The 26824-nt window shown below is 67.0% G+C and carries 24 protein-coding genes; 16 read left to right on the plus strand and 8 right to left on the minus strand.

Features of this window, described 5'->3' with window-relative positions; translation table 11 throughout:
* The first annotated feature begins 308 nt into the window (after positions 1-308).
* The 5 genes from WI26_RS19790 to WI26_RS19810 all read left to right on the plus strand — a co-directional run bounded on the left by WI26_RS19790 (position 309) and on the right by WI26_RS19810 (position 7201).
* The gene (locus tag WI26_RS19790; protein ID WP_069226906.1) at positions 309-725 is read left to right on the plus strand and encodes a DUF3995 domain-containing protein; all 417 of its coding nucleotides are present in this window, start codon (positions 309-311) and stop codon (positions 723-725) included.
* Positions 726-1335: 610 nt separating this feature from the next.
* A complete protein-coding gene (locus WI26_RS19795; RefSeq protein ID WP_069226907.1) occupies positions 1336-2073 on the plus strand; it encodes a gluconate 2-dehydrogenase subunit 3 family protein in 738 nt (245 codons plus the stop codon).
* Positions 2073-3851: a GMC family oxidoreductase gene (locus WI26_RS19800; protein ID WP_059510280.1), complete on the plus strand. Its 1779-nt coding sequence runs from the start codon at positions 2073-2075 to the stop codon at positions 3849-3851. Before WI26_RS19795 ends, WI26_RS19800 begins: the two co-directional genes overlap by 1 nt.
* The gene (locus WI26_RS19805; protein WP_069226908.1) at positions 3848-5272 is read left to right on the plus strand and encodes a cytochrome c; all 1425 of its coding nucleotides are present in this window, start codon (positions 3848-3850) and stop codon (positions 5270-5272) included. The genes WI26_RS19800 and WI26_RS19805 overlap by 4 nt, the downstream gene beginning before the upstream one ends.
* A gap of 207 nt (positions 5273-5479) precedes the next feature.
* On the plus strand, positions 5480-7201 hold the full coding sequence (locus WI26_RS19810) for a cation:proton antiporter (RefSeq protein ID WP_069226909.1): 1722 nt from the start codon (positions 5480-5482) through the stop codon (positions 7199-7201).
* Between the two features lie 115 nt (positions 7202-7316).
* Here the strand turns inward: WI26_RS19810 and WI26_RS19815 are convergent, their stop codons facing one another.
* Positions 7317-9209 (minus strand): peptidoglycan D,D-transpeptidase FtsI family protein, encoded by a 1893-nt coding sequence (locus tag WI26_RS19815; RefSeq protein ID WP_069226910.1) that lies wholly within the window; start codon positions 9207-9209, stop codon positions 7317-7319.
* 352 nt (positions 9210-9561) lie between these two features.
* A complete protein-coding gene (locus WI26_RS19820; protein WP_059466206.1) occupies positions 9562-9909 on the minus strand; it encodes a DUF3564 family protein in 348 nt (115 codons plus the stop codon).
* Between the two features lie 650 nt (positions 9910-10559).
* On the opposite strand from WI26_RS19820, the gene WI26_RS19825 reads away from it, so the two are divergent.
* Positions 10560-11771 (plus strand): SDR family oxidoreductase, encoded by a 1212-nt coding sequence (locus WI26_RS19825; RefSeq protein ID WP_069226911.1) that lies wholly within the window; start codon positions 10560-10562, stop codon positions 11769-11771.
* A 76-nt stretch (positions 11772-11847) separates the two neighbouring features.
* Here the strand turns inward: WI26_RS19825 and hpaR are convergent, their stop codons facing one another.
* Positions 11848-12288 (minus strand): homoprotocatechuate degradation operon regulator HpaR, encoded by a 441-nt coding sequence (gene hpaR / locus WI26_RS19830; RefSeq protein WP_059466204.1) that lies wholly within the window; start codon positions 12286-12288, stop codon positions 11848-11850.
* A gap of 160 nt (positions 12289-12448) precedes the next feature.
* On the opposite strand from hpaR, the gene WI26_RS19835 reads away from it, so the two are divergent.
* The 7 genes from WI26_RS19835 to hpaI all read left to right on the plus strand — a co-directional run bounded on the left by WI26_RS19835 (position 12449) and on the right by hpaI (position 18359).
* Positions 12449-13138 (plus strand): fumarylacetoacetate hydrolase family protein, encoded by a 690-nt coding sequence (locus WI26_RS19835; protein ID WP_069226912.1) that lies wholly within the window; start codon positions 12449-12451, stop codon positions 13136-13138.
* Entirely contained in the window at positions 13135-13899 is a 765-nt protein-coding gene (locus WI26_RS19840; RefSeq protein WP_069226913.1) for a fumarylacetoacetate hydrolase family protein, read from the plus strand. Before WI26_RS19835 ends, WI26_RS19840 begins: the two co-directional genes overlap by 4 nt.
* Before the next feature lie 22 nt (positions 13900-13921).
* Complete coding sequence (gene hpaE, locus WI26_RS19845) at positions 13922-15385, plus strand: 5-carboxymethyl-2-hydroxymuconate semialdehyde dehydrogenase (protein ID WP_069226914.1); 1464 nt, start codon at positions 13922-13924, stop codon at positions 15383-15385.
* Positions 15386-15449: 64 nt separating this feature from the next.
* Positions 15450-16298, plus strand: a complete 849-nt coding sequence (gene hpaD, locus WI26_RS19850; RefSeq protein WP_069226915.1) for a 3,4-dihydroxyphenylacetate 2,3-dioxygenase — start codon at positions 15450-15452, stop codon at positions 16296-16298.
* 29 nt (positions 16299-16327) lie between these two features.
* Positions 16328-16720 carry a 5-carboxymethyl-2-hydroxymuconate Delta-isomerase gene (locus WI26_RS19855; protein ID WP_060188861.1) on the plus strand — a complete coding sequence of 131 codons (393 nt, stop codon included), beginning with the start codon at positions 16328-16330 and terminating at the stop codon, positions 16718-16720.
* Between the two features lie 19 nt (positions 16721-16739).
* Positions 16740-17543, plus strand: a complete 804-nt coding sequence (hpaH, locus tag WI26_RS19860) for a 2-oxo-hept-4-ene-1,7-dioate hydratase (protein ID WP_069226916.1) — start codon at positions 16740-16742, stop codon at positions 17541-17543.
* Positions 17544-17555: 12 nt separating this feature from the next.
* The gene (hpaI, locus tag WI26_RS19865) at positions 17556-18359 is read left to right on the plus strand and encodes a 4-hydroxy-2-oxoheptanedioate aldolase (protein ID WP_069226917.1); all 804 of its coding nucleotides are present in this window, start codon (positions 17556-17558) and stop codon (positions 18357-18359) included.
* Between the two features lie 83 nt (positions 18360-18442).
* On the opposite strand, the gene WI26_RS19870 is transcribed toward hpaI, so the two are convergent.
* Positions 18443-19234: an AraC family transcriptional regulator gene (locus WI26_RS19870; protein WP_069226918.1), complete on the minus strand. Its 792-nt coding sequence runs from the start codon at positions 19232-19234 to the stop codon at positions 18443-18445.
* 95 nt (positions 19235-19329) lie between these two features.
* Between WI26_RS19870 and WI26_RS19875 the strand changes: the two genes are divergently transcribed.
* Positions 19330-19617, plus strand: coding sequence for a hypothetical protein (locus tag WI26_RS19875; protein ID WP_069226919.1), 288 nt, complete (start codon positions 19330-19332; stop codon positions 19615-19617).
* Complete coding sequence (locus WI26_RS19880) at positions 19614-20576, plus strand: quinone oxidoreductase family protein (protein WP_069226920.1); 963 nt, start codon at positions 19614-19616, stop codon at positions 20574-20576. Before WI26_RS19875 ends, WI26_RS19880 begins: the two co-directional genes overlap by 4 nt.
* 144 nt (positions 20577-20720) lie before the next feature.
* On the opposite strand, the gene WI26_RS19885 is transcribed toward WI26_RS19880, so the two are convergent.
* From WI26_RS19885 to WI26_RS19900, 4 genes are all read right to left on the minus strand, one after another.
* Positions 20721-21794, minus strand: a complete 1074-nt coding sequence (locus tag WI26_RS19885; RefSeq protein WP_059510290.1) for a porin — start codon at positions 21792-21794, stop codon at positions 20721-20723.
* A gap of 138 nt (positions 21795-21932) precedes the next feature.
* Positions 21933-23000: an ABC transporter ATP-binding protein gene (locus WI26_RS19890; RefSeq protein ID WP_069226921.1), complete on the minus strand. Its 1068-nt coding sequence runs from the start codon at positions 22998-23000 to the stop codon at positions 21933-21935.
* Positions 22993-24765 carry an ABC transporter permease gene (locus WI26_RS19895; RefSeq protein WP_069226922.1) on the minus strand — a complete coding sequence of 591 codons (1773 nt, stop codon included), beginning with the start codon at positions 24763-24765 and terminating at the stop codon, positions 22993-22995. Before WI26_RS19895 ends, WI26_RS19890 begins: the two co-directional genes overlap by 8 nt.
* A 115-nt stretch (positions 24766-24880) precedes the next feature.
* The gene (locus WI26_RS19900) at positions 24881-25981 is read right to left on the minus strand and encodes an ABC transporter substrate-binding protein (RefSeq protein ID WP_069226923.1); all 1101 of its coding nucleotides are present in this window, start codon (positions 25979-25981) and stop codon (positions 24881-24883) included.
* 125 nt (positions 25982-26106) lie between these two features.
* Here WI26_RS19900 and WI26_RS19905 point away from each other — a divergent pair, with 125 nt between their 5' ends.
* On the plus strand, positions 26107-26781 hold the full coding sequence (locus WI26_RS19905) for a response regulator (RefSeq protein WP_059466189.1): 675 nt from the start codon (positions 26107-26109) through the stop codon (positions 26779-26781).
* Positions 26782-26824: the final 43 nt, after the last annotated feature.

Genomic DNA, 26824 nt, shown 5'->3' on the forward strand with positions numbered 1-26824 from the left:
ACCGCGATCGTCGCGCTACGCGTGCCGGCGAACGGCGCGTGTGCGACGGTTGCACATATGGATGGTGCGCGTGCCGTATTGGAATAAAAGGGTAGTGGTGCCCGGGGGGAAGTCAAGCGACGGACGGTGCGGGCAGTCGCGCGCACTGCACCGCAACACGCGACATGGCGTATTGCGACCGGACGTCGCACTGCATGCGGCACGTGGTTTGGGTATCGTCTCGTGTTGCGCGCAACTGCGCCGCGTGCCGGAATTCCTCCGGCGGGATCGCGATACGACAACACGATGAGACAAGGAACCTTACCGAGATGACCGGCGCGTATTTCAGCGTACCGACGCTTTGTGCGATCGCACTCGTTCACGTGTACTGGGCGTTCGGTGGGCGGTGCGGCAAGCGCGCGGCCATTCCGGAACAGGACGGGGTACCGCTGCTGCGGCCGACCACGCTCGGCACGCTCGCCATCGCGGTGGCGTTGCTGGTCGGTGCATGCGTGGTGGCGTCGCGCGCCGGCTGGCTGTGGCCGAACCTGTATCCCGGCGGGATCGCGTTCGCGATCGTTGCGCTCGCATTGATCTTCGCCGTGCGCGCGGTCGGCGATTTCCGCTACGTCGGCTTCTTCAAGCGGGTTCGCGGGTCGCGTTTCGCGTGGATGGACAGCGTGTGCTACTCGCCGCTGTGCGTGGCGCTCTCGTTGTCGATCGCGTCGATGTTGTGGCCGTGGTAAGCGTCGCGCCTGGCGCGGCAGCGAGTGTGCAGCGAGCGGAGTGCTGGCGCACGTCGCGGCGTCGCGACGGACTGCGCCGACCGGCGCGGACCGGCCCAGGCCCGCACGCATGTCCCGCCACCGTGGCGAGCGACGACGCGATCGCGCCACGGCTCTTGCGTATTCCGGAAGACGATTTCCCAATTATTGCGGTTTTCGATGTAATGAATTGCATTGAAGCCTTTGGAAATGGAACCGGTTCCATTTATAATTCGCGGCGTTGTCGCCAGGCCCGGAATGAGGGTCGTGCACGATGCGCTTGCCGTCGGCCAGCGCGGCGTCTAAGTTGAATAGGGCCATGGCGATTAAGGGCAAATGCGGGCCGTAAGCCGGTATTTGTCCGATGATAGACCCGCGAAGAGGTCGACCCCCGCAGCGCGCCGGAACGGGCGCGCTGCGCGGTTGCATGACGGTGCCACCGCGCGACGCGCGGCGTGCGCCCGCATCGAGGTTGTTCGCAACACCGCAAGAACAGGACGGCCGGCCGCGCGCGGCATGGCTGCCGGGCCGGGCATGTCGCATGCGGAATGCGCATTCCCGAACCACGCTCCCCAACGATCACCATCCGACCATGTCCACGCCACCCGACAAACCCAACTCGCGTCGCCGCTTCCTGCGCACGTCGGTCGCGCTCGTGCCGATCGCGTCGGTCGCCGGTTGCGACCTGCGCTCGTCGTCGTCCCCGACCGCGGCCGGCAATGCCTCCACTGCGTCGGCCGGCGCCGAACGCGCGCCGTACAAGCCGACCTTCTTCGATGCGAAGGAGTGGGCGTTCGTCCAGGCCGCCGTCGACCGGCTGATTCCGGCCGACGCCGAAGGCCCTGGCGCGCTCGAATCCGGCGTGCCGGAATTCATCGACCGCCAGATGGAAACGTCGTACGCACACGGCGCGACGTGGTACATGCAGGGGCCGTTCCAGCAGGGCGTGCCCGAGCTTGGCTATCAGCTCAAGCTCGTGCCGCGCGACATCTATCGGCTCGGCATCGCAGCGGTCAACCGCTATTGCGAAAAGGCGCACGGCAAGGTGTTCGCCGATCTCGACGCGCCGACTCGCGACACCGTGCTCGGCGCACTGGAAAAAGGCGGTGCGCAGATCGACGACGTGCCGTCCGCCATCTTCTTCGGCCAGTTGCTGCAGAACACGCGCGAAGGCTACTTCTGCGATCCGGTGCATGGCGGCAATCACGACATGGCCGCGTGGAAGATGATCGGCTTTCCGGGCGCGCGCGCCGATTTCATGGATTTCGTCAACCAGAACGGCAAGCCGTACCCGTACGGCCCGGTCTCGATCAACGGGGAGCGCACCTGATGGCAGCGGAAAAGAAGCCGCATGTCGATGCGGTAATCGTCGGTTTCGGCTGGACCGGCGCGATTCTCGCGAAGGAACTGACCGAAGCGGGCCTGAACGTCGTCGCGCTGGAGCGCGGCGAGTATCGCGACACATACCCGGACGGCGCATATCCGAATACGATCGACGAACTGACCTACAACGTCCGCAAGAAGCTGTTCCTCGACCTGTCGAAGACGACCGTGTCGATCCGCCACGGCGTGCAGGACACCGCGCTGCCGTACCGGCAGCTCGCCGCGTTCCTGCCCGGCGAGGGCGTCGGCGGCGCGGGGCTGCACTGGTCGGGCGTGCATTTCCGGATCACGCCGGAAGAGCTGCGCCTGCGCAGCCATTATGAAGAGCGTTACGGCAAGAAGTTCATCCCGGAAGGGATGACGATCCAGGACACGGGCGTCAGCTACGACGAGCTCGAGCCGTATTTCGACTTCGCCGAGAAGGTGTTCGGCACGTCGGGGCAGGCATACAAGGTCGGTGGCAAGGTGGTCGGCGACGGCAACGTGTTCGAGGCGAACCGCAGCGACAACTTCCCGTTGCCCGCGCAGCTCAACACGTATTCGGCGCAACGCTTCTTCGATGCGGCGAAGTCGCTCGGGCTGCATCCATACCGGCTGCCGTCGGCGAACACGTCGGGGCCGTACACGAACCCGTACGGCGTGCAAATGGGGCCGTGCAACTTCTGCGGCTACTGCAGCGGCTACGCGTGCTACATGTACTCGAAGGCGTCGCCGAACCTGAACATCCTGCCCGCGCTCAAGCAGGTGCCGAACTTCGAGTTGCGCTCGAAGTGTCACGTGCTGCGCGTGGACCTCGACGACACGAAGAAGCGCGCGACGGGCGTCACCTACGTCGACCCGGCCGGCCGCGAAGTACACCAGCCGGCCGATCTCGTGATCGTCGCGGCGTTTCAGTATCACAACGTGCACCTGCTGCTGCTCTCGGGCATCGGCAAGCCGTACGACCCGATCTCGGGCGAAGGCGTCGTGGGGCGCAATTTCGCGTACCAGAACCTGTCGACGATCAAGGCGTTCTTCGACAAGGACACCTTCACGAACCCGTTCATCGGCGCGGGCGGCAACGGCGTCGCGGTGGACGACTTCAACGCGGACAACTTCGACCATGGCCCGCTCGGCTTCGTCGGCGGTTCGCCGCTGTGGGTGAACCAGGCCGGCGTGAAGCCGATCAGCGGCATCGCGACGCCGCCGGGCACGCCGCAGTGGGGCTCGGCGTGGAAGAAGGCCGTGAAGGACAACTACGCGCATACGATCTCGATGGACGCGCACGGCACGAACATGTCGTATCGCGATGTCTATCTCGACCTCGATCCGACCTATCGCGATTCGTACGGCCAGCCGCTCTTGCGGATGACCTTCGACTGGAAGGACAACGACATCAGGATGGCGCAGTACGTGACCGGGCAGATGAAGAAGATCGCGGAGGCGATGGGGCCGAAGGCGATCGGCGTGTCGACGCGCGAGTTCGGCAAGCACTTCGATTCGCGCGCGTACCAGACGACGCACCTGGTCGGCGGCGCGATCATGGGCACGGATCCGAAAACGAGCGTGCTGAACCGCTACCTGCAGTGCTGGGACGTGCACAACGTGTTCGTGATGGGCGCGTCGGCGCTGCCGCAGGGCATCGGCTACAACCCGACCGGGATCATCGCGGCGCTGGCCTACTGGTCGGCACGTGCGATCCGCGAGCAATACCTGAAAAACCCCGCTCCGCTGGTGACCGCATGAAGAGGACAGTGAACCACCACAACGCCGCGCGCCAAACGTCCCCGCTGCGGCGCGCACTGGCGATCGGCACGGCATGGGCGGCGTTCGGCCTCGCGGGCGGGGCGGCCTTCGCGCAGCCGGCGGCGCCGGCCGCGGCTTCCGGCCCGACGGCGGCAGCGGCGGCACAGTCAGCCGATGCGAACCTCGTCAAGCGCGGCGAATATCTTGCCCGCGCGGGCGACTGCATCGCGTGCCACACCGCGAGCGGCGGCAAGCCGTTCGCGGGCGGGCTGAAATTCGACACGCCGATCGGCGCGATCTATTCGACCAACATCACGCCGGACCCGAAGACGGGCCTCGGCGGCTGGACGCTCGACGACTTCACCCGCGCGGTGCGCGAGGGCGTCCGCAAGAACGGCGACACGATGTATCCGGCAATGCCGTATCCGTCCTACGCGCGCCTGAGCGACGACGACGTGAAGGCGCTGTACGCGTACTTCATGCACGGCGTCGCGCCGGTCGAGCGCGAGAATCGCTCGGTCGACATCGTGTGGCCGTTGTCGATGCGCTGGCCGCTGACGTTCTGGCGCAAGATGTTCGCGCCGGCGCCGAAGCCGTTCGATGCGGGACCGTACACCGATCCGGTGGTCGCGCGCGGCGCGTATCTCGTGCAGGGTCTCGGCCATTGCGGCGCGTGCCACACGCCGCGCGCGGCGACGATGCAGGAGCGTGCGCTGACCGATGCGGGCGGGCTCGACTTCCTGGCCGGCGGCGCGGCGATCGACGGTTGGGTGCCGACGAGCCTGCGGGGCGAGCCGCGCACCGGGCTCGGCACGTGGACCGAAACCGAGATCGTGCAGTTCCTGAAGACCGGTCGCACGCTGCGCACGGCCGCGTTCGGCGGGATGACGGACGTGGTCGGCCACAGCATGCAGCACATGACCGACGACGACCTGACCGCGATCGCGCGCTACCTGAAGACGTTGCCGCCGCGCGTGCAGGGCGAGCAGCCGCACGTGTACGACGCGGCCGCGGCGAAGGCGCTGCAGACGGGTGACGCGAGCAAGCCGGGCGCCGCCGTCTATCGTGACAACTGCATGGCGTGTCACCGCAGCGACGGCCACGGCTACACGCGCGTGTTCCCGGCGCTCGCCGGCAACCCCGTCGTGCAGGGCGAGGATCCGACGTCGCTGATCCACGTCGTGCTGGAAGGCAGTGCACTGCAGGGCACGCACACCGCGCCGTCGACCTTCACGATGCCGCCGTTCGGCTGGCGTCTGTCGGACCAGGAAGTCGCGGATGTGTCGAACTTCGTGCGCACGAGCTGGGGCAATGCGGGTGCGGCGATCACGGCCGCGCAGGTCGCGAAGGTGCGCAAGAGCACGCCGGCGACACGGCCGGAACCGCCGCCGGGCGCGCGATTCCCGCAGGCGTCGCGCTGACGCACGCGGCGGGGCCCGATGCCCCGCGCGACCGTTCTGCCTCGCGCCGCAGGCCGGCTCGCGAGGGGCGTTCCGACTGCCTGGGGTAGTACCCGCGATGGCGGGCCACTGCGTGAATTTTTCGCGGTGGCCCGCCATTTTTCCATCTCATCCCTTATCCTTCATTCTTGAACCTTACTAAATAGTTACAAGAACTCGGGAGGGGGGATGCCTCATGACGTCAGCCTGATTGCGTTGCTCGCGGCCGGTTTCGGTCTCGCGATGGTTTTCGGTTACCTCGCGGCGCTGCTGAAAATGCCGCCGCTCGTCGGCTATCTGCTCGCCGGGATCGTGATCGGCCCCGGCACGCCCGGTTTCGTCGGCGACCTGTCGCTCGCGCAGCAGCTCGCCGAAGTCGGCGTGATGCTGCTGATGTTCGGCGTCGGCCTGCATTTCTCGCTCGGCGATCTGCTTGCGGTGCGCAAGATCGCGCTGCCGGGCGCCATCGTTCAGATCACCGTCGCGACGCTGCTCGGCGGCGGGCTCGCCCTCACGTGGGGCTGGAGCCTCGGCGCGGCGCTCGTGTTCGGGCTCGCGCTGTCGGTCGCGAGCACGGTCGTGCTGTTGCGGGCGCTTGAGGGGCGCGGGCTCGTCGAGACGGTGAACGGGCGCATCGCGGTCGGCTGGCTAGTCGTCGAGGATCTCGTGATGGTGCTTGTGCTCGTGCTGCTGCCGCCCGTCGCGGGGCTGCTCGGCGGCACGCCGCCCGGCGATGCGCATGCGGCCGGCGGCAGCGTGTGGGGCACGCTCGGCGTCACGATGCTGAAGGTCGCCGCGTTCATCGCGCTGATGCTCGTGGTCGGCAAGCGCGTGTTCCCGCGCATCCTGTGGCTCGTCGCGCGCACCGGCTCGCGCGAACTGTTCACGCTGTGCATGATCGCCGCGGCGGTCGGCATCGCGTTCGGCGCGGCTAAACTGTTCGACGTGTCGTTCGCGCTCGGCGCGTTCTTCGCCGGAATGATGATGCGCGAATCGGAGTTCAGCCGGCGCGCGGCCGACGAAACGCTGCCGCTGCGCGACGCGTTCTCGGTGCTGTTCTTCATTTCGGTCGGGATGCTGTTCGACCCGAAAGTGCTGCTCGCCGAGCCGCTGCACGTGATCGAAGTCGCGGCGATCGTGCTGATCGGCAAGACGCTCGCGGCGGTCGCGCTGGTGATCGCGTTCCGTTATCCGCTGAACACCGCGCTGACGGTCGGCGCAGGCCTTGCGCAGATCGGCGAGTTCTCGTTCATTCTCGCGGGGCTCGGTCGTGTGCTCGGGCTGCTGTCGGCCGAAGGGCAGAGCCTGATTCTCGCGGTCGCGCTGATCTCGATCGCGATGAACACGCTGCTGTTCGCGATGATCGATCCGGCGCTTGCGTGGATCCGCAAGCATTCGGCGTTCGCGCGCAAGCTCGAGGCACGCGACGACCCGCTCGCGGCACTGCCGATGTCGACACCGCAGACGCACCTGACCGGGCAGGTCGTGATCGTCGGCTACGGCAAGGTCGGCACGCGAATCGCGCATGCGCTGGACGAGCGCGGGATCGCGTATGTGGTCGTCGAGCAGAACCGCGAGCTTGTCGAAAAACTGCGCGCGGACGGCATCGCCGCCGTGTCGGGCGACGCGATCGAGCCGATCGTGCTCGTACAGGCGCATATCGCGCGCGCCGGGATGCTGGTCGTCACGCTGCCGGACGTATTCGATGTGCGGCAGATCGTCGAGATCTCGCGCACGCTGAACCCGATGCTGGAGGTCGTGCTGTGCACGAACAGCAGCGACGAGGCCGCGTTGCTGTCGAGCGAGGGCGTCGGCACCGTGTTCATGGGCGAGAGCGAACTCGCCCGCGGGATGACCGAGCACGTGCTCGGCAGGATGGTGAAGCCGGTGGCGGCCGCGCACGCGCGCTGACGCTCGTGCGACCGGGGTCGCGTGAATGGAGGAATATCGCCGGCCGGCGGAAAGCGGGCGTGCCGGGAAATCGACACGGAGAACAGTCGGCCTGTTTGCCGAGCGCGCCCCGGCTTCAGCCTGCCGCCGCCTTCGCCGGTTCGACCGCGCCGGATTGCGTGGCCGTTTTCACGGGGGCCGATGTCTTCTGCACGGCCGCCGTTTTCGATTGCGCCGCAGCCTTCGGCGCCGCGACCGTCTTCGGTGGTGCCGCCTTCGCCGGCGCATTCGGCGTCGGCTCGACCGGCGCGTCGGGCGGCACGCCGAGCAACTGCAGCGAACCGCTCGTGACCGACGAGAACACCGGGCCGGCCACAGTGCCGCCGTAATAGCCCTTGCCGCGCGGCTCGTCGATCATCACCGCGACGATCAGGCGCGGGTTGCTCATCGGCGCCATCCCCGCGAACAGTGCGCGGTACTTGCCCTTTGCATAGGTCGCGCCGACCTGCTTGCGCGCCGTGCCCGTCTTGCCGCCGATCCGGTAGCCGTCGACGCGCGCGCGGCGCCCCGTGCCGCCTTCGCCGACGGCCGACTCGAGCATCGCGCGGATCGCCGCAGCAGTTTGCGGCGAGGTCACGCGGTGGCCACGATGGGCCGCGACCGTCTGCGGGTCGGAGCCGTTCTTCAGCAGCGAGACCGGGTGCAGCGTGCCGTCGCCGGCATAGGCGGTGTAGGTCTGCGCGATCTGCAGCAGCGACATCGACAACCCATAGCCGTACGCCATCGTCGCCTGCTCGATCGGCCGCCAGCGCTTGTAGCCGCGCAGGCGGCCCGATGCGACGCCCGGGAACGTCAGCTCCGGCGCGCGGCCGATCCCGTATTCCTGGTACTTGTTCCAGATCGTTTCGGCGGGCAGGTTCAGTGCCAGCTTCGCGAGCGCGACGTTGCTCGACTTCTGCAGCGCCTGCGAGACGGTTAGCGAGCCGTGGTTCGACGTGTCGTGGATCACGGCCGGGCCGATCTTGTAGGTGCCGGGCGACGTGTTGATGATCGTGTTCGGCGTGACCTTGCGCTCGTCAATCGACAGCGCGACGACGAGCGGCTTGATGGTCGAACCCGGCTCGAACGTATCGATCACCGCGCGGTTGCGCAGCTGCTGGCCCGTCAGCCGGGCGCGGTCGTTCGGATCGAAGGTCGGGTAGTTCGCGAGCGCGAGGATTTCGCCGTTTTGCGCGTCGAGCACGACCACGCTTCCGGCTACCGCGTTGTTCTCGAGCACCGCGGCCTTGAGCTGGCTGAACGCGAGCTGCTGGATGCGCCGGTCGATCGTCAGTTCAATCGTCGCGCCGTGCTGCGCGGGCACGAGCGGACGCGTGTCGGACACGATGCGGCCCAGTCGATCGCGGATCACCTCGCGCTGCCCGGAGGTACCCGACAGCCGCCCGTTCGCCGCGAGTTCGACGCCTTCCTGGCCCTTGTCTTCGACGTTCGTGAAGCCGACCACGTGCGCGGCCGATTCGCCCTCGGGATAGAAGCGCTTCGAGTCGGCGATCTGCGTGATGCCGTCAATCTCGAGCTTGTCGAGCCGGCTCGCGGTGTCGGCGTCGATCTGCCGCTTGAGCAGCACGAACGTCCGGTCGTTGCGCAGGCGGCGCTTCACTTCCGCAAGCGGCATGTCGAGCAGCTTCGCGATCTGCGGATAGTCGTTTTCGGCGACCTGTTTCGGGTTCGCCCAGATTTCATAGGTCGACAGGCTGACCGCAAGCATTGCACCGTTGCGGTCGACGATGCGCCCGCGCATCGCGTCGAGCTCGATCGTGCGCTGGTAGCGCTTCTGGCCTTGCCCGACGTAGAAATCCTGGTTCGCGACCTGCACCCAGAAGGCGCGCCCGATCAGCGCGGCGAAACCGAGGGACACCATGATCACGACCAGCTTCGAGCGCCACATCGGCAGGCGCGACGCCAACATCGGGTGCTTGGTCGCGGCGGCGTACGGATCGGCGGGGTGGGTCTTCTTTTTCACGCTCATGCAAGGGCCGGGTCGGGCCGCCGGGCGGCGGCAAGTCAGTCGGAATAATGTGATTGTAATAAATGAGTAAACATCATGTGGGGAAAGTATGTTTCGGCCCCGTAAAAGATTCGCGTTTCGACCGGGCGCGCGATTGGATAAGGCGGTAGAGCGCGACGTCGCGCGCAGGCACGGACGAAGCCGGGATGGATGGGCTGCTCGTTACCGACGCCGCGTTAACCCGGCCCCGATTAATTCGTGGCCGGAAAATAAAAAGCGCCTCAAGAGAGGCGCCGTTATTGATGAATATCGAAATGAATATCGCGGAACTGGAATAAACCCGGAAACTGCAGAGGATTGCCGTCAAAAATACCTATCGCGCGACGGAAATAAATTCATGGTATTCCGGCTCCACCGTGGAACGATCAACCGCCTGCAGGCGCCACGCGCCGTCGGGATGCTCGCCGGCGAGCACCGCAGGACCTTGTTCGCGCTGCGTCGCGCTGAACGACAGACCCTTCAACTGGCACACGGCATTCCCGCTGTCGGCCGCGCAGAGGGCCATTGCGCCTTCCACGTCCCGAACCTTGCCCCAGCTCGGAATATCGATCCCCTGGTGTGCCTCGCGTGACCACAGCCCCTCGTCGGTATCGACCCAGAGCACCGCGAAGGAGTGACGGGTTGCCGACTCGCTGCCATTAATCCGAATAGTGAGGCGCATTGGATCGTCTCCTGAAAAAAATGACACATTCGACCGTTTTGGTTTGACCAGTCTAGATAGACTGCCGTGAAACGCAAGTGATAATCCGCAATAAATCTGAATTGCGCCTATAGGCGTTTCCCGATGAAACGACGTCTGACGATCCGCCGCGATTGTGGCGTAGCGCGCAAACACAAGCGCAGCATGATCCGCGCGCCGCGACCGACCGTGACGCTTCGCGGACATGCGATGACCCCGAGAAAGGGCGCGTCGAAGTGTCGCGCCGAAGCGATGGCCCGACGCGCATCGGCCGTCCAGCGACGGAAGCCTCTGAATACTGCCGACCCGACGTTTCAACGATTTGACCGCCCGTCCCCCACGACACACTCCGACATTCGCGTACAAATCCTCACACTTTCACGAAACTTTCAGGACAGACTTGCGAGCGATCGAGCCCCACACTTGGATTTTCCCGATCCTGTGCCGTGGACGCCCGTCCATGGCGGGCCGCCGCCGCCTCGTGCCAGAGACGCGATCGACGCGATCGCGGGGGCGCGGCCCCGATCGGGATTGCCGGGGCGCGCGTCGACCCCGGCCCGGTCGACAGCCGTGCGCCGCTCCGCGATCCGGGGCGGCCGCGCCGTCCGGCCGATTCTTCGAAGGAGACTATCGTGCTGATCTGGAAAACCGCGCTGTCGCTCAACTGGCGCACGAGCCTCGTGTCGCCCGCCAGCGCACCGGTCGCAGCGGCCAACGTCGGGCGGCTGGTGCTCACCGGCGCCACCGGCTTCATCGGCAGTACCGTGCTGACGGCGCTCGTCAATGCGGGGCTGCTCGAGCGCATCGTATGTGTCGTGCGTGCGGAGAATCGCGGCCACGCGGTCGCGCGTTTGCGTGAAGCGGCGTTGCGCGCGGGGCTCGCGCCGTACTGGGCATCGCGTCTCGGCGACGCGAACGTCGCCGTCGGCGCGCTCGGCGACGTGTGGCAGGGCTACGACGCATCGCGTCTCGCGGGCGCGACGCACGTGATTCATTGCGCGGGCCATGCGTCGCCGGCCGACGGCGCGCATCTGCAGGCGGATATCGCCGATTCGTTGCGCTTTGCCGAGCGGTTCGCGCATGCGCCGCAGCTGCAGCGTTTCGTGTACGTCGGCACCGCCTACGCGCACGCGGGCCGCGGCGGGGTCGTGTACGAGGCGACGGCCGGCGCGTCGGCGAGCGACGCGGCGCACGGCGACGACGGGTTGCACGGTGCGGTGCTCGCGGCGGACTACTTGCAAGCGAAGGCGGAAACGGAGCAGCGTCTGCGCGCGCTCGGCCTGCCGCTCGTCGTCGTGCGTCCGTCGCACGTCGTCGGCCATACGGTGCTCGGCACGCGGCCCGCACCGAATTCGTTCTGGATGTTCCGCGTTGCACATGCGGCGCGGCGCTTCACCGCACGGCCGATGACGCGCATCGACATCGTGTCGGTCGACGACGTCGCGCGCGCGACGATGCTGCTGGCCGTGAAGCCGACGCTGATGCACGACGTGTACCACGTGTCGGCCGGCGACGACGCGCCGCAGGTCGCGCAGATCGTGCGCGCGATGGACGAGGCGGCTGGCATGACGGGCGCGCCGCGCTACGCGGCCTGTGCGCCGGCCGAACTGCCGCTCGTGGTGCGCGACGTGCTCGGGCGGTCGGATCCGGCGCTCGAACGCGTGATCGGCCGGGCGTTGCAGCGTTGTGCGGAGTTCGCGATGGTCGATCGCGTATTCGACAACCGTCGCGTGCGCGACGAAATCGATTTCGAGCCGCTGCCGTTCATCGACTACGTCGAGGAATGCATGCGCACGTCGCGCGGCGTCGCGGTGACGGAACTGATGCGCGGCGCGCTGCACTGACGGCCGGCGCGATTCCGGGCCTGCCGGTTCCCTGGGCCGGTTCGCCGCTGCCGGGGAGGTCCGGCGGCGGCAGGCCCTACGATGCGCTGCCGAGTTCGATCAGCCGGTCGAGCGCTCGGTAGATGTCGTCCAGGCCATCCTCGCCGAACCGCGCTTCGAGCTGACGATACTGCTCGTCGATGCGCGGACCGATTTCGGTCACCAGCTTTCTGCTTTGCGGCGTCAGGCTCACCAGCAGCCGGCGCTGATCTTCCTGCGCGCGCGTGCGCGTAATCAGACCGTCGCGCTCCATCCGTTCCAGCACGCCCGTGAGACTCGGGCTCAGGATGCAGCAGCGGCGCGCGATCTGACCCGCCTCGAGCGCGTGCGCCGGCTCGCCGTCGAGCACGCGGATGATCCGCCATTGCTGTTCGGTCAGCGCGAATTCCTTGAGAATGGGGCGGAACAGGCCCATCAGCGTTTCGCGGGCCTCGAGCAGCAGCATGGCCAGGTTGCGATGGTCGAGCGTACGGTTCATCGGGTGGGGTAGAGGTGCAGAGGACGGGGACGCATCAATCTTAACAGCCGATGGTGACGAATTTCGTGTATCAGGGTAATCGAGGTTGCGAGCGTTCGATTGTTTACTTAAGATGTTAAGTATTAACGGTGCGCCGCGACGCGCGGCAGGGGAATCACGCATGGAGCTGTCTTGCAGGACCGCCGCGGCGCCGCCGCTGCCGATCGCCATCGGGACCGTCTACGGTGCGCTGCTCAACGAGCGTGCTGCGCTCGCCGCGCTTGGCGACGCCGTGCATGCGCCGCCTTACGGCCGCCCGCCGCAGGCCCCGATCCTTTACATCAAACCGGCCAACACGCATGTGGCCGACGGCGCGGCCGTCGTGGTGCCGGCGGGCATCGATGCGCTGGAGATCGGCGCGTCGGTGGCCGTCGTCTTCTCGCGGCGCGCGACGCGCGTGCCGGCCGCGCGGGCGCTCGACTACGTGCATGGCTTCACGCTTGCCAGCGACGTGTCGGTCCCGCATCCCGACTACTACCGTCCGGCGGTGCGCTTCAAATGTCGCGACGGTTTCTGCCCGCTGGGGCCGGCAATCGTGCCGGCCGCCGCGCTCGGCGACATCGACGCGATCAGCCTGACGGTGCGGATCGACGGCAGCACCGCGATGTCCGCATCGACCGCCACGCTGATCCGCCCGGTGCGCGAGCTGATCGCCGACGTGACGGCGTTCATGTCGTTCGCCGCGGGCGACGTGCTGCTGCTCGGCGTCGCGGGTGGCGCACCGCTTGCCCGCGCGGGAAGCGTGGTCGAGATTACCGCTGCCGGCATCGGCACGTTGCGGCATACGCTGATCGCGGAGGAAGCACGATGAAGACGGCGCGCGTGATCTACAACGGCGCACTGCATGCGGCCGAACCGGCCGGCGACGGCGCGATCCGCCTCGACACGGGGCGCGTGCTCGCCGAAGACGCGGTGATGTGGCTGCCGCCCGTCGCGCCGCGCACGACATTCGCGCTGGGCCTCAACTACGCGGACCATGCGAAGGAACTCGCGTTCAACGCACCGAGCGAGCCGCTGATTTTCCTGAAGGGGCCGAACACGTTCATCGGCCATCGGTCGCACACCGTGCGCCCGGCGGACGCGACACACATGCATTACGAGTGCGAGCTGGCCGTCGTGATCGGCCGCCCGGCGCGCAATGTGAGCCGCGCGCAGGCGATCGACTACGTCGCCGGCTACACGGTCGCGAACGACTACGCGATCCGCGATTACCTCGAAAACTACTACCGGCCGAACCTGCGCGTGAAGAACCGCGACACCTGCACGCCGCTCGGTCCGTGGTTCGTCGGCCGCGACGAGATCGGCGATGCCGGCGACCTCATGCTGCGCACGACGGTGAACGGCCGGGAGACGCAGCGCGGCAGCACGCGCGACATGATCTTCGACGTACCCGCGTTGATCGAGCACATCAGCGGTTTCATGACGCTCTCGCCGGGCGACCTGATCCTGACCGGTACGCCGGAAGGGCTGGCCGACACGAAGCCGGGCGACGAGGTCGTGACCGAAATCGAAGGAATCGGCCGGCTCGTGAACACGATCGTCGGCGAAGCAGACTACTATCGCGCCGGCTGATCCCGTCGCCCAAGGAGAGTACATGACCATCAAGCACTGGATCGACGGCCGCGAAGTCGAAAGCCGCGAGACCTTCACGACACTGAATCCCGCGACGGGCGACGTGATCACCGACGTCGCGTCGGGCGGTGAGGCAGAGGTCGACGCGGCCGTGCGCGCGGCGAAGGAAGCGTTCCCGAAATGGGCGAACACGCCCGCGAAGGAGCGCGCGAAGCTGATGCGCAAGCTCGGCGAGCTGATCGAGAAGAACGTGCCGATGCTCGCCGCGCTCGAGACGCAGGACACGGGCCTGCCGATCGCGCAGACGAGCAAGCACCTGATTCCGCGCGCGTCCGAGAACTTCAACTTTTTCGCTGAAGTGTGCGTGCAGATGAACGGCCGCACGTATCCGGTCGACGATCAGATGCTGAACTACACGCTGTACCAGCCGGTCGGCGTGTGCGCGCTGGTGTCGCCGTGGAACGTGCCGTTCATGACCGCGACGTGGAAGACGGCGCCGTGCCTCGCGCTCGGCAACACGGCCGTGCTGAAGATGTCGGAGCTGTCGCCGCTGACGGCCGACCAGCTTGGCCGGCTCGCGCTCGAGGCCGGCATTCCGCCAGGTGTGCTGAACGTGGTGCAGGGCTACGGCGCGACCGCCGGCGACGCGCTGGTGCGCCATCCGGACGTGCGCGCGGTGTCGTTTACGGGCGGCACGGTCACGGGCAAGCGGATCATGGAACGCGCGGGCCTGAAGAAGTATTCGATGGAGCTTGGCGGCAAGTCGCCGGTGCTGGTTTTCGACGATGCGGACTTCGACCGAGCACTCGACGCGTCGCTGTTCACGATCTTCTCGATCAACGGCGAGCGATGCACCGCGGGCTCGCGGATCTTCGTGCAGCGCACGATCTACGACCGCTTCGTGCAGGAGTTCGCGCGCCGCGCGAACAACCTGGTGGTCGGCGACCCGTCCGATCCGGCGACGCAGCTCGGCGCGATGATCACGCGCCAGCACTGGGAGAAGGTGACCGGCTATATCCGGATCGGCGAGCAGGAAGGCGCGCGCTTGATGGCAGGCGGCGCGGACAAGCCGGCCGGTCTCGCCGATCATCTGCGCAACGGCAACTTCGTGCGCCCGACCGTGTTCGCGGACGTCGACAACCGGATGCGCATCGCGCAAGAGGAAATTTTCGGGCCGGTCGCGTGCCTGATCCCGTTCGAGAACGAGGAAGAAGGGTTGCGACTTGCGAACGACACGTCGTACGGGCTCGCGTCGTACATCTGGACGCAGGACGTCGGCAAGGTGCATCGCCTCGCGCGCGGCATCGAGGCCGGGATGGTGTTCGTGAACAGCCAGAACGTGCGCGACCTGCGCCAGCCGTTCGGTGGCGTGAAGGAGTCGGGCACCGGGCGCGAGGGCGGCGAGTACAGCTTCGAGGTGTTCGCGGAAATCAAGAACGTGTGCGTCTCGATGGGTTCGCATCACATTCCCCGCTGGGGCGTGTAACGGGCGCGGGTCGTTTCGCCGCAGGAACGCGGCCGGAACGCCAGAACGATACGGAGACTTAACGATGGGCAAACTGTCCCTCGCCGCGAAGATCACGCACGTGCCGTCGATGTACCTGTCGGAGTTGCCCGGCAGGCATCATGGCTGCCGCGAAGCGGCGATCCGCGGCCATCGGTTGATCGGCGAGCGCTGCCGCGCCCTGGGCGTCGACACGATCGTCGTGTCGGATGTGCACTGGCTCGTCAACGCCGGCTATCACGTGAACTGCAATGCACGATTCGCGGGCACGTACACCAGCAACGAACTGCCGCATTTCATCCGCGACATGCAGTACGCGTATCCGGGCAACCCGGCACTCGGCCGCCTGATTGCCGAGACGGCCAGCGCGCGCGGCATCGCGACGCGCGCACACGAAATCGACAGCCTCGAACTCGAATACGGCACGCTCGTGCCCATGCGCTACATGAACGGCGACCAGCACTTCAAGGTCGTGTCGATCGCGGGCTGGTGCATGTGGCACACGCTCGACGAAAGCCGGCGCTTCGGCGAGGCGCTGCTCGAGGCGATCGGCAACAGCGATTCGAACGTCGCGTTCCTCGCGAGCGGTTCGCTGTCGCACCGCTTCAACGACAACGGCAGCCCCGAGGAGTCGATCCACCAGATCAGCCGCGAATTCTTCCGGCAGGTCGACCTGCGCGTGGTCGAGCTGTGGAAGCAGGGCGACTTCAGAACCTTCTGCGCGATGCTGCCCGAGTACAACACGCATTGCCACGGCGAAGGCGGCATGCATGACACGGCGATGTTGCTCGGCCTGCTCGGCTGGGATCGATACGACAAGCCGGTCGAGATCGTCACCGACTATTTCGCGAGTTCGGGCACCGGGCAGATCAACGCCCTCTTCCCGCTCGCGTGAGCGCCGCATCATCTATCCGGAGCGTTGCCATGCCACACATCGTCGTCGAATACACCGCGAACATCCGCGACGACGCGCGCATTCCCGCGCTGCTGCGCACGATCAACGCGACGTTGATCGCGCAGGGCGGCGTGTTTCCGACGGGCGGCATCCGCTCGCGCGCGATCGAGCTGCAGGATTACTGCGTCGCCGACGGCACCGAAGACGACGCGTTCGTCCACGTGACGCTGAAGATCGGCGCGGGCCGCAGCGACGAGACGAAGAAGGCCGCGTGCGACGCGCTGTTCGACGCAATCAAGGCCCATTTCGCCGAGCTGTACGCGAAGCGTTACCTGGCGTTGTCGATGGAGCTGACCGAGTTCAGTGAAAGCGGCTCGTACAAGCACAACAACATTCACGCCCGCTACAAGCGGGCCGGCTGAACCCCATTCCCATCCGATCATGCTCGAACCTGCCATCATCGACCAGCTCGCGCGGCGTCTGCACGACGCGGAGCGCGAGCGCAAGCAGATCCGCCAGATCTCGCTCGACCATCCCGACATCACGATCGACGACGCGTACGCAATCCAGCGCGCGTGGATCACCCTCAAGCTCGCAGAAGGCCGCACGCTCAAGGGGCACAAGATCGGTCTCACGTCGAAGGCGATGCAGAACACGTCGCAGATCGACGAGCCCGATTACGGCGCGCTGCTCGACGACATGTTTTTCGACGACGGCGGCACGATTCCGACCGGGCGCTTCATCGTGCCGCGTGTGGAAGTCGAACTCGCGTTCGTGCTCGGCAAGCGGCTCACGGGCCCGAATTGCACGATCTTCGACGTGTACGACGCTGTGGACTACGTAGTGCCCGCGCTCGAGATCATCGATGCGCGCAGCCAGTCGATCGACCCCGATACGAAGCGGCCGCGCAAGGTGTTCGACACGATCGCCGACAACGCGGCGAACGCGGGCGTCGTGATCGGCGGGCGGCCGGTGCGGCCGCAGGATGTCGACCTGCGCTGGGTCGCGGCGATCATGTCGCGCAACGGTGTGGTCGAGGAAACGGGCGTCGCGGCGGGGGTGCTGAACCATCCTGCCAATGGCGTCGCGTGGCTCGCCAATCGGCTGTCGCGCTTCGACGTCGCGCTGGAACCGGGGCAGATCGTGCTCGGCGGATCGTTTACGCGGCCGTGCGCGGCGCGTGCGGGCGACACGTTCAGCGTCGACTACGGTCCGCTCGGGACGATCCAGTGTCATTTCGAATGAGGTGAGCGAACGATGCGGATTCCGCCGAATGTCTTCAAGGCCGCGCTCGCGCGCGGCGATGCGCAGGTCGGGCTGTGGCTCGGGCTCGCGAGTCCGTACAGCGCCGAAGTGGTCGCGGGCGCCGGTTTCGACTGGCTGCTGATCGACGGCGAACATGCGCCGAACACGGTGCCGACCATACTCGCGCAGCTGCAGGCGATCGCGCCGTATCCGTCGCATCCGGTCGTGCGCGTGCCATGGAACGATCCGGTGATCGTCAAGCAGGTGCTCGATCTCGGCGCACAGACACTGCTCGTGCCGATGGTGCAGAGCGCCGACGAGGCGCGCGCCGCGGTGGCCGCGACGCGTTATCCGCCGCACGGGATTCGCGGGGTCGGCAGTGCGTTGGCGCGTGCGTCGCGGTGGAATCGGGTTGGCGACTACCTGCACCGTGCGAACGACGAGATGGCGGTGCTCGTGCAGGTCGAGACACGCGCCGGGCTCGATGCGATTGACGCGATTGCGCGAGTCGATGGCGTCGACGGCGTGTTCATCGGGCCGGCCGATCTCGCGGCCGACCTCGGACATCTCGGCAATCCCGGGCACCCGGACGTGCAGGCGGCGATCGACGGCGCGATCCGGGCGATCAAGGCGGCCGGGAAGGCGCCGGGCATTCTCAGTGCCGATGAGGCGGCGGCGCAGCGGTATCTGGACGCCGGCGCGTTGTTCGTCGCGGTGGGCGTCGATACGACGCTGCTGGCGCGAAGCGCGGAGCGGCTGGCGGCACGGTTCAACGGGAAGCGCGACGCGGCGAGGGCGGGGGACGGGACGTATTGAGCGACGTGGCGGCGCGAAGCGGTTTGCGGCGCGGCGAGCGCTCGCTTGCCGTCATGCGGAGTCATGCGTGAGCATCGCCGCGCCTATCCCGCTGCGTGCGGTTCCGCGTGCATGTATCTTCCCGGCGTCGTCCCCAGCGCACGCCGGAACATGTCGATGAACGCGCTGACGTTGTCGTATCCGAGATCGAGTGCGATCGTCGTCACCGGCACGCCGTCGGCGATTCTCTCCAGCGCCCGCAGCAGCCGTGCCTGCTGACGCCACTGCGCGAACGTCAGCCCGGTTTCCGCAACGAAGCGGCGGCTCATCGTTCGTGCGCCGATACCGGCCCATTCGGCCCATTCCTCCAGCCGCCGGTTGTCCGCCAGATCCGCGGCGAGCGCATCCGTGATCTTCATGAGCCGCGGATCCTGCGGCCGCACCAGCCCAAGCGCTTCGGGCTCCGATGCCGCGATTTCATCGAGAATCACGTCGGCGATTCGCGTTTGCGCGGCCGTCAACGCGGTATCGCCCCAGCTTGCCGCACGCAGCACGGCTTCGCGCAGCAGCGGCGATGCGCGGATTGCGCGGGGCGTCCCTGGCAACACCGCGCACCGCGCTTCGGCGACGAACGCCGACCAGCCGGAAATCGGCCCGAACGAGCGTAGCGAATGCCGGCAATGCGGCGGAATCCAGATCGCATGGATCGCCGGCACGACCCAGTCCTGGTCGTCGAGGCCGATCGTCAGCAATCCGCTCGACGCACCCACGAGTTGGCCGCGCGCGTGCGCATGCGACGGCGTCACGCGCGGATCGCGTTGGGACAGGACGGCGGCGACGACGAACGGGCCGTCGTCGGACGTGACGAATCGGTCGGGCAGGAGCGGATCGGACATGGCCGGATATCGGTATCGAATGGCCGTTATACCGGAGATCGGCCGCAACCGCACGCCTACACTGCGTGCATCGATGTCAACCGGAGTGCGAGGCCATGCGAGCCGAACAGATTCTTCCCGACCATGCCGACCGGATCGAGGCCGGCGCAACGACGATCCGCAAGGGAACCGTGGGCGCGTTCCTCGTCAATGCGCGCGTGCTGACCGATCCGGGCGCATCGCCCGCCGAGCACGCGACGGCCGAAGCCGACGTCATCGAGGCATTGCCCGCGTTGCGCGCGATCGGATTGTTTGAAGTGCTTGAGGTGCGCGACCCGGCGCTGCGCGCATGGATCGACGCAGGGCAAGGGGCGCGGGCTGTCCATTCGAGGAAGTCGACATGAAAGCAGCAGTCGTGACGGGCGTTGGCGAGCGTCCCGCATACCTGACGTTCGACGCGCCGCGCGCGACGGCCGGCCATCGGGTGATCCAGGTGACGGCATCCGCGCTGAGCCGACTCGCTCAGGGGCGCGCGGCGGGCACGCATTATTCGGCTGGCGCAGGTTATCCGTTCGTCGCCGGCGTGGACGGTGTCGGGTACGGCGACGACGGTCAGCGCGTGTACTTCTTCGGTGCGCCGGCGCCGTTCGGCGCAATGGCGGAGTGCACGATCGTGCCCGACGCGCAGTGCGTGCCGTTGCCGGACGACCTCGACGACGTCACGGCCGCGGCGATCGCGATTCCGGGCATGTCATCGTGGGCGGCGCTGACCGAACGCGCGCGGCTCGTGGCGGGCGAGACGGTGCTCGTCAACGGCGCGACGGGCACGTCCGGGCGGCTGGCCGTGCGGATCGCGAAGCATCTCGGCGCGGCCAAGGTAATCGCGACGGGCCGCAACGCGGCCGCGCTGCACGCGTTGCTGAATGCCGGCGCGGACGCCGTCGTGTCGCTGCAGCAGGACGATGCGCATCTGGCGCGGATGCTCGAACCGCATTTCCGCGAGGGCGTGGATGTCGTACTCGATTATTTGTGGGGTGCCAGCGCGCAGGCGCTGCTGGTTGCCGGCGCGAAGGCGACCCGCGCCGGCCGCCGGCTGCGCTTCGTGCAGATCGGCTCGATCGGCGGCGCGGACGTGGTGTTGCCCGGTGCCGTACTGCGCGCCACCGCGATCGAGCTGATGGGTAGCGGGCTCGGCAGCGTGTCGCTGCCGCGTTTGCTCGCGTCGGTACGTGGCGTGTTCGGCGCGATCCGGCCGGCGGGTCTCGCGATCGCCACGCGTATCGTGCCGCTTTCGGCGGTTGGCGAACACTGGGGCGATGCGGACAGTTCGGTGCGTCCGGTGTTCACGATGCGCGGCGAGTGAGCGGCGATTGGAACGATGCTTGAAACGGCGCGAACCATGGACGGCGCGGGGGGCAACCATGCGGCAACCGCCGGCTGCCCGCCGTCATTGAGCAGAGCGTTGCGCGGCAGAGGGCGGCCGGCCGACCGCCCGCCTGCCCGGGCATCAGAACCGCTGCTGAATCCCTGCCGTCACCCCGACCTGCGTGGTGCCATACCCGGCGAAATCCCGCGACACGCCGACCTTCTGGTCATGCTTCGCGATCGCGAACGCGCCGGCCGCGTACAGCACCGTGCGCTTCGACAGCGCGTAGTTCGCGCGCATCGACACCAACGTCGGATCGGCATCGCTGCCGCCCTTGACGTTCTGGTGATAGACAGCGGCGATCAGCGAGAACGCCGGCGTGAACTGGTACGACCCGCCGACCCAGTACGTGTCGCTCAACTGGTTCGCCGCCGTGGTGCGGAACGTGCGCTTGTAGTTGCGATAGCCGGCCATCGTCTTCAGGTTGCCGAAGTCGTAGCTCAAGCCCGCGTGGATGCCCTGGATGTAGTTGACGGTATCGGCCGGCGTGACGCTGTCGGCCGCGCCGTTCTGCCGGTCGAACGTGAGCACCGCCGCGAACGGGCCGGTCTCGTAACCGAGCGCGAAGTCGTATTTCGAGCTGGTCTTCACGCTGCCCGGCACGTTGCCGAAGCCGTACATCGCACCGAACTTCACGCCGCTGAATTCCCCGTCGTAGCGCACCGCGTTCGACGAGCGCGTAAACATGCCGTCCTTGCGGCCGCCCGTTGCCATCGACGATGTCGCCCACGAGTAGTTTTGCGCGTAACCCATCGGATCGAACGGCAGCATGTAGTCGTACGTGACTGTGTAGTTGCGGCCGAGCGTCAGCTCGCCCCATTTGCCTTTCAGGCCGACCGTCGCGCGGCGCGCGAAGATCGAGTCGGGGCCGTCGTCGAACGCGCCGTTCGCGAGATCGATGCCGCTTTCGAGGCGGAACACGGCCTTCAGCCCGCCGCCGAGATCCTCGACGCCACGCAAGCCCCAGCGCGACGTGTTCTTGTTGCCCGACTTCAGCTTGACGGAACTGCCGCCCTCCGGCGCCGCATGGTTCGTGTATTCGATGCCGGCATCCATGATCCCGTACATCGTGACCGACGACTGCGCGTGCACGGCAGGGGCCGCGATGCATGCCGCGGCGGCCGAGCTGGTGAGGACTGCTGCGCGAAATTTCATTGACGACGTCTCCTGATTTATTGTGGGTTGGGTGAAACAGGTGTGAAGCGGTCGCGGCGGACGCTGAACGCTTGCGCCGGACCAGCGTGTCATTGCCTTGCTCGACGTGCGCGGCGCACGGCGTGCGTCGCGCCCGGGTCAGCCCGCTTTCGCGAACGCCCAGCAGTCGTTGGTCGGGAATTCGATCCAGTGCTTGCCGGCCGCGCGCGGCACGTGGCCGAACGCGCGCAGGCGCATCTCGCCGCAATGGAACAGGTATTCCCAGCGATCGCCGAGATACATCGACGTGACGAGATCGGCTTGCAGCCGGTTCGCGCCCGGGCCGTCGGCGACCTGCACGCGTTCGAGGCGTATCACGGCCTGCGCGTCCTGGCCCGGTGCGAACGTGTCGCGGGCCAGCGCCTGCAGCTCCCAGCCGTCGCCGGCGAGCGTCACGCGTTCGCCGTCGACGGCCGCGACGCGCGCGTCGATGCGGTTGTTGCTGCCCATGAACTCGGCCGTATACAGCGAGCGCGGTGCGCCATACAGCTCGGCGGGTGTGCCTTCCTGTTCGATGCGGCCGTTGCGCAACAGCAGGATGCGATCGGACATCGCCATCGCTTCGGTCTGGTCGTGCGTCACGCACAGCGCCGACAGCCCGAGCGACACGATCAGCTCGCGCAGCCAAGCACGCGCTTCCTCGCGCAGCTTCGCATCGAGGTTCGACAGCGGCTCGTCGAGCAGGATCACCGGCGGGTTGTAGACGAGCGCGCGGGCGATCGCGACGCGCTGCTGCTGGCCGCCCGACAGCTGATGCGGAAAGCGTTCGGCGAGATGGCCGAGGCCGAGCTGGTCGAGTGCGGTCTGCACGCGGCGCTTCTGCTCGGCAGGCGCGACGCGGCGCAGCTTCAGCCCATAGCCGACGTTGTCGGCGACGGTGCGGTGCGGCCACAGCGCGTACGACTGGAACACGAGGCCGAGGGAGCGCTGTTCGACCGGCAGGTCGACGTGCCGGACGCCGTCGAAGAACACGCGGTCGTCGAGCTGGATGCGTCCGTCGGACGGCTGTTCGAGGCCGGCCACCGCGCGCAGCAGCGTGGTCTTGCCGCTGCCCGATGCGCCGAGCAGGCACACGACTTCGCCGGCCTTCAGTTCGAACGACACGCCCTTGAGGATCGGGTTCGCGCCATAGCTGAGATGCAGGTCGTCGACGATGAGCTTATCCATGAAGTTTCACTCCGAAGCGCAGGGCCACGCCGAGACCGGCGCCGACCATCGCGATGTTGATGACAGAGAGCGCGGCAACCTGGTCGACGGCGCCGGTCGCCCACAGCGACACGAGCAGCGCGCCGATCACTTCGGTGCCGGGCGACAGCAGGTAGACGGCGGTCGAGTATTCGCGCTCGAAGATCATGAAGATCAGGAGCCACGCGGCGAGCAGGCCGAAGCGCACGAGCGGCAGCGTCACGTCGAGCGACACGCGGCTGCGCGTCGCGCCGACGCTGCGGCCGGCTTCCTCGAGTTCGGGGCCGACCTGCAGCAGCGCGCTCTGAATGAGCCGCATCCCGTATGCGAGCCACACGACCGTGTACGCGATCCAGATGCTCCACATCGAGTTCTTCAGCTCGCGCAAGCCGGGGACGAACAGGAAGATCCACAGGAATGCGAGACCGGCGAGCAGGCCGGGTACCGCGCGCGGCAGCAGCACGAGGTAGTCGAGCAGTTTCGTCGCCCAGTCGTGGCGTCGGTGGCCGGCGAACGCGACGAGCGAGTAGAAGCCGATCGCGAGCGCGCCGCCGATCACGCCGATGCCGAGCGTGTTGATGATTGCGCGCACGAGATTGTCCTGCTCGAACAGCTCGATGAAGTTCGACAGCGTCAGCACTTCGGCGAGCGCGACACCTTCGCCCCAGTTCGTCACGAATGCACGCAGCACGATGCCGGAAATCGGCACGATCACCGTCAGCATCAGCCACAGCGCGACGATCGCGAGCGCGACCCAGCGCCATGCGCCGAGCGGCAGCACCGTCGCGCGACCGGCCTTTCCCTTCACCGTGACGAAGCGGTTCGCGGTCTTCAGTAGGCGGCGCTGCAGCAGCACGAGCGGGAAGGTGATCGCGACGATGCACACCGCGACCGCGGCCATCAGGTGATACGACGGCACGCCGAGCTTGTTGGTCAGCTTGTACAGGTAGGTGGCGAGCACGAGATGGCCTTCCGGATCGCCTAGCACGAGCGGTAGCCCGAACACCTCGAAACCGAGGAAGAACACGAGCACGCCTGCGAACAGCAGCGCGGGCATGGTCATCGGCAGGCTCACGTCGAGCGCGACGCGGAACGGGCGGGCGCCCGTCACGCGCGCGGCTTCCTCGACGTCCGAGCCGAGGTTGCGCAGCGCGGCCGACGAGTACAGGTACACGTGCGGTACGTGCGTGAGGCCGACGATCACCGTGATCGCGAAGATCGAATAGACGTTCCACGGCACGTTCTGCACCCCGAACAGTTCCTTGAACCACACGGAGTAGAAGCCGACCGGGCCGGCCGCGACCACGTAGCCGAACGCGAGCACCATCGGCGACACGAACACCGGCGTGAGCAGCAACGGTTCGAGCCAGCGGCGGCCGGGCAAGTCGGTGCGGACCATCAGGAACGCGAGAATGCCGCCGAGCGGGATCGAGATGAACAGCATCCCGCCGGCGATGATGAACGAGTTCTTCACGGCCGACCAGAAGTCCGGGTCGGTGAAGATGAAGCGGAAGCCTTCGATGCCGAGCGTCTTGTTCGCGTCGAAGAACGGCGCGGACAGCAGGCTCTGGAACAGGATGAAGCCGAGCGGCAGTGCGACCGCGACGGTGAGCACCGCGATGACGATCCAGCGCAGCATGCCGGCGAGCGGCTGCAGGCCGTTGGCCGGCAGCGCGGGAATCGCGCTGCCCGGGCCGGTGGTGGGCGGGACGGCCGGCGCCGTTCCGCGTGTGCTGGTTGAAAGCATGAGTTCACCCCTGCGGCCATCCGGATGGCCGCCTCTAGGAAGTCGGTAAGGGGAAGGGCCGCCCGCGCGACGCGCGGCGGGCGGCCCGTGGTCAGCGGTTTAGCTGATCAGCGGATCAGCGCTTGATCGCCTGCTGCCATTGCCTCAGGAACGCAAGCCGCTTCGACTGGTCGAGATAGACGAGCAGGCCGGTGCCGATCTGGATCGGCTTCAGCGAATCGCCGAGTTCCTTCGTGAGACTCGCGGCCGACGTTTCGCCCGTCACGTCCGCGCGGATCGCGTACAGGTTCGCCTGGTTCGCGATCAGCGTCTGGCCGCGCTGCGACAGCAGGTAGTCGACCCAAAGCTTCGCGGCGTTCGGATTCTTCGCCTTCTTCGAGATCGTGGCCAGGCGGCTCACGACTTGTGTGTAGTCCTTCGGAAACACGTAGCCGATCGACTTGTCCTTCTTCGCCTTCGCGTACGCATAGGAGCCGATGATGTTGTAGCCGATCAGGTTCTCGCCGGACGAAATGCGCTCCATCATCGCGCCGGTGCTCGACTGCAGCTTCGGACCGGTCGCGCCGATCGCCTTCACCAGCTCCCACGTGACCTTCTCGTTCACGTGCGCGTCCTGCGTCAGGTAGTTGAAGCCGACACCCGACTTCTCGATGTCGTAGGTCGTGACCTTGCCCTTGAACTTGTCGGCTTGCGTGGTGAGCAGCTTGATGAGGTCGGCGCGCGTCTTCGGCACCTCGTTCTCGGGAATCAGGCGCTTGTTGTAGACGATCGCGAGCGGCTCGAACGTCGTGCCGTATGCCTGCTTCTGGTATTGCGCCCATTGCGGCACGTGCGCGCTTTCGGGCGAATCGTACGATGCCATCAGGCCGTCGTTGACGAGCTTGACCTGCAGGTCCATCGCCGAGCTCCACAGCACGTCGGCACTCGTGCTGCTCGCCGCGTTCTCGCTGATGTAGCGGTTGTACAGCTCGGTGCTGTTCATGTCGTTGTACTCGACCTTCACGCCGTACAGGCTTTCGAAGTCCTTGATCAGCGGCCGCACGAGGCCCGTGTCGGTCGTCGAGTAGACGATCAGCTTGCCTTCCTTCTTCGCGGCGTCGACGACGCCTTGGTAGTTACCCGGATACCCGGCCGGAACCTGTGCGACGGCGGCGCCGGCGGCGGCGCCCAGGACGATCGCCAGCGCGGCGACGAGCTGCTTCGGTGCAAACGGCATGTCTTCCTCCAGTGATGCGTGTGTGTTGTTCGAGTGACGCGGATGTTAATTGCGGGGCACTTTCAGCCTGCTTTCATTTCGGTTCACAATAGCGTCCTTTGTGTCATGGATTTCCCGAGGTCCCCATGCGTGTGCTGCTCGTCGAAGACAACCCGAACCTGGCGCAGTCGCTGAACGACGCGCTGAGCGCCGCGCGTTTCGCGGTCGATCACATGGCGGACGGGGAGGCGGCGGACCACGTGCTGCGCACGCAGGACTACGCGCTGGTGATCCTCGATCTCGGGCTGCCGAAGCTCGACGGGCTCGAGGTGCTGCGTCGGTTGCGCGCGCGCCGCAATCCGGTGCCGGTGCTGATCCTCACCGCGCACGGCTCGGTCGAGGACCGCGTGAAAGGCCTCGATCTCGGCGCCGACGACTATCTCGCGAAGCCGTTCGAGCTGACCGAACTGGAGGCGCGCGCCCGCGCGCTGATCCGACGCAGCCACGGCCACGAGCATTCGCGGGTCGAATGCGGGCCGCTTTCGTATGACAGTATCGACCGCAGCTTCCACCTCGCCGGCGAAGCGCTGCCGCTTACGCCGCGCGAGCGCTCGGTGCTGGAGGTGCTGATCCTGCGCAACGGCCGCGCGATCAACAAGGAGACGCTCTCGGAGAAGATCTTCGGGCTCGACGAGTCGGTCAACGCGGACGCGATCGAGATCTACGTATATCGGCTGCGCAAGAAACTGGAGAACACCGGCGTCGCGATCGTCACGCTGCGCGGGCTCGGCTATCTGCTCGAAGCGAAGGCCGCCGGATGAACCCACCCCGCGCTCCCTTTCCCTGCACGAGACCGGAGCACGC

The organism is Burkholderia diffusa, from assembly GCF_001718315.1.
GTDB classification, from domain to species: Bacteria; Pseudomonadota; Gammaproteobacteria; order Burkholderiales; family Burkholderiaceae; genus Burkholderia; species Burkholderia diffusa_B.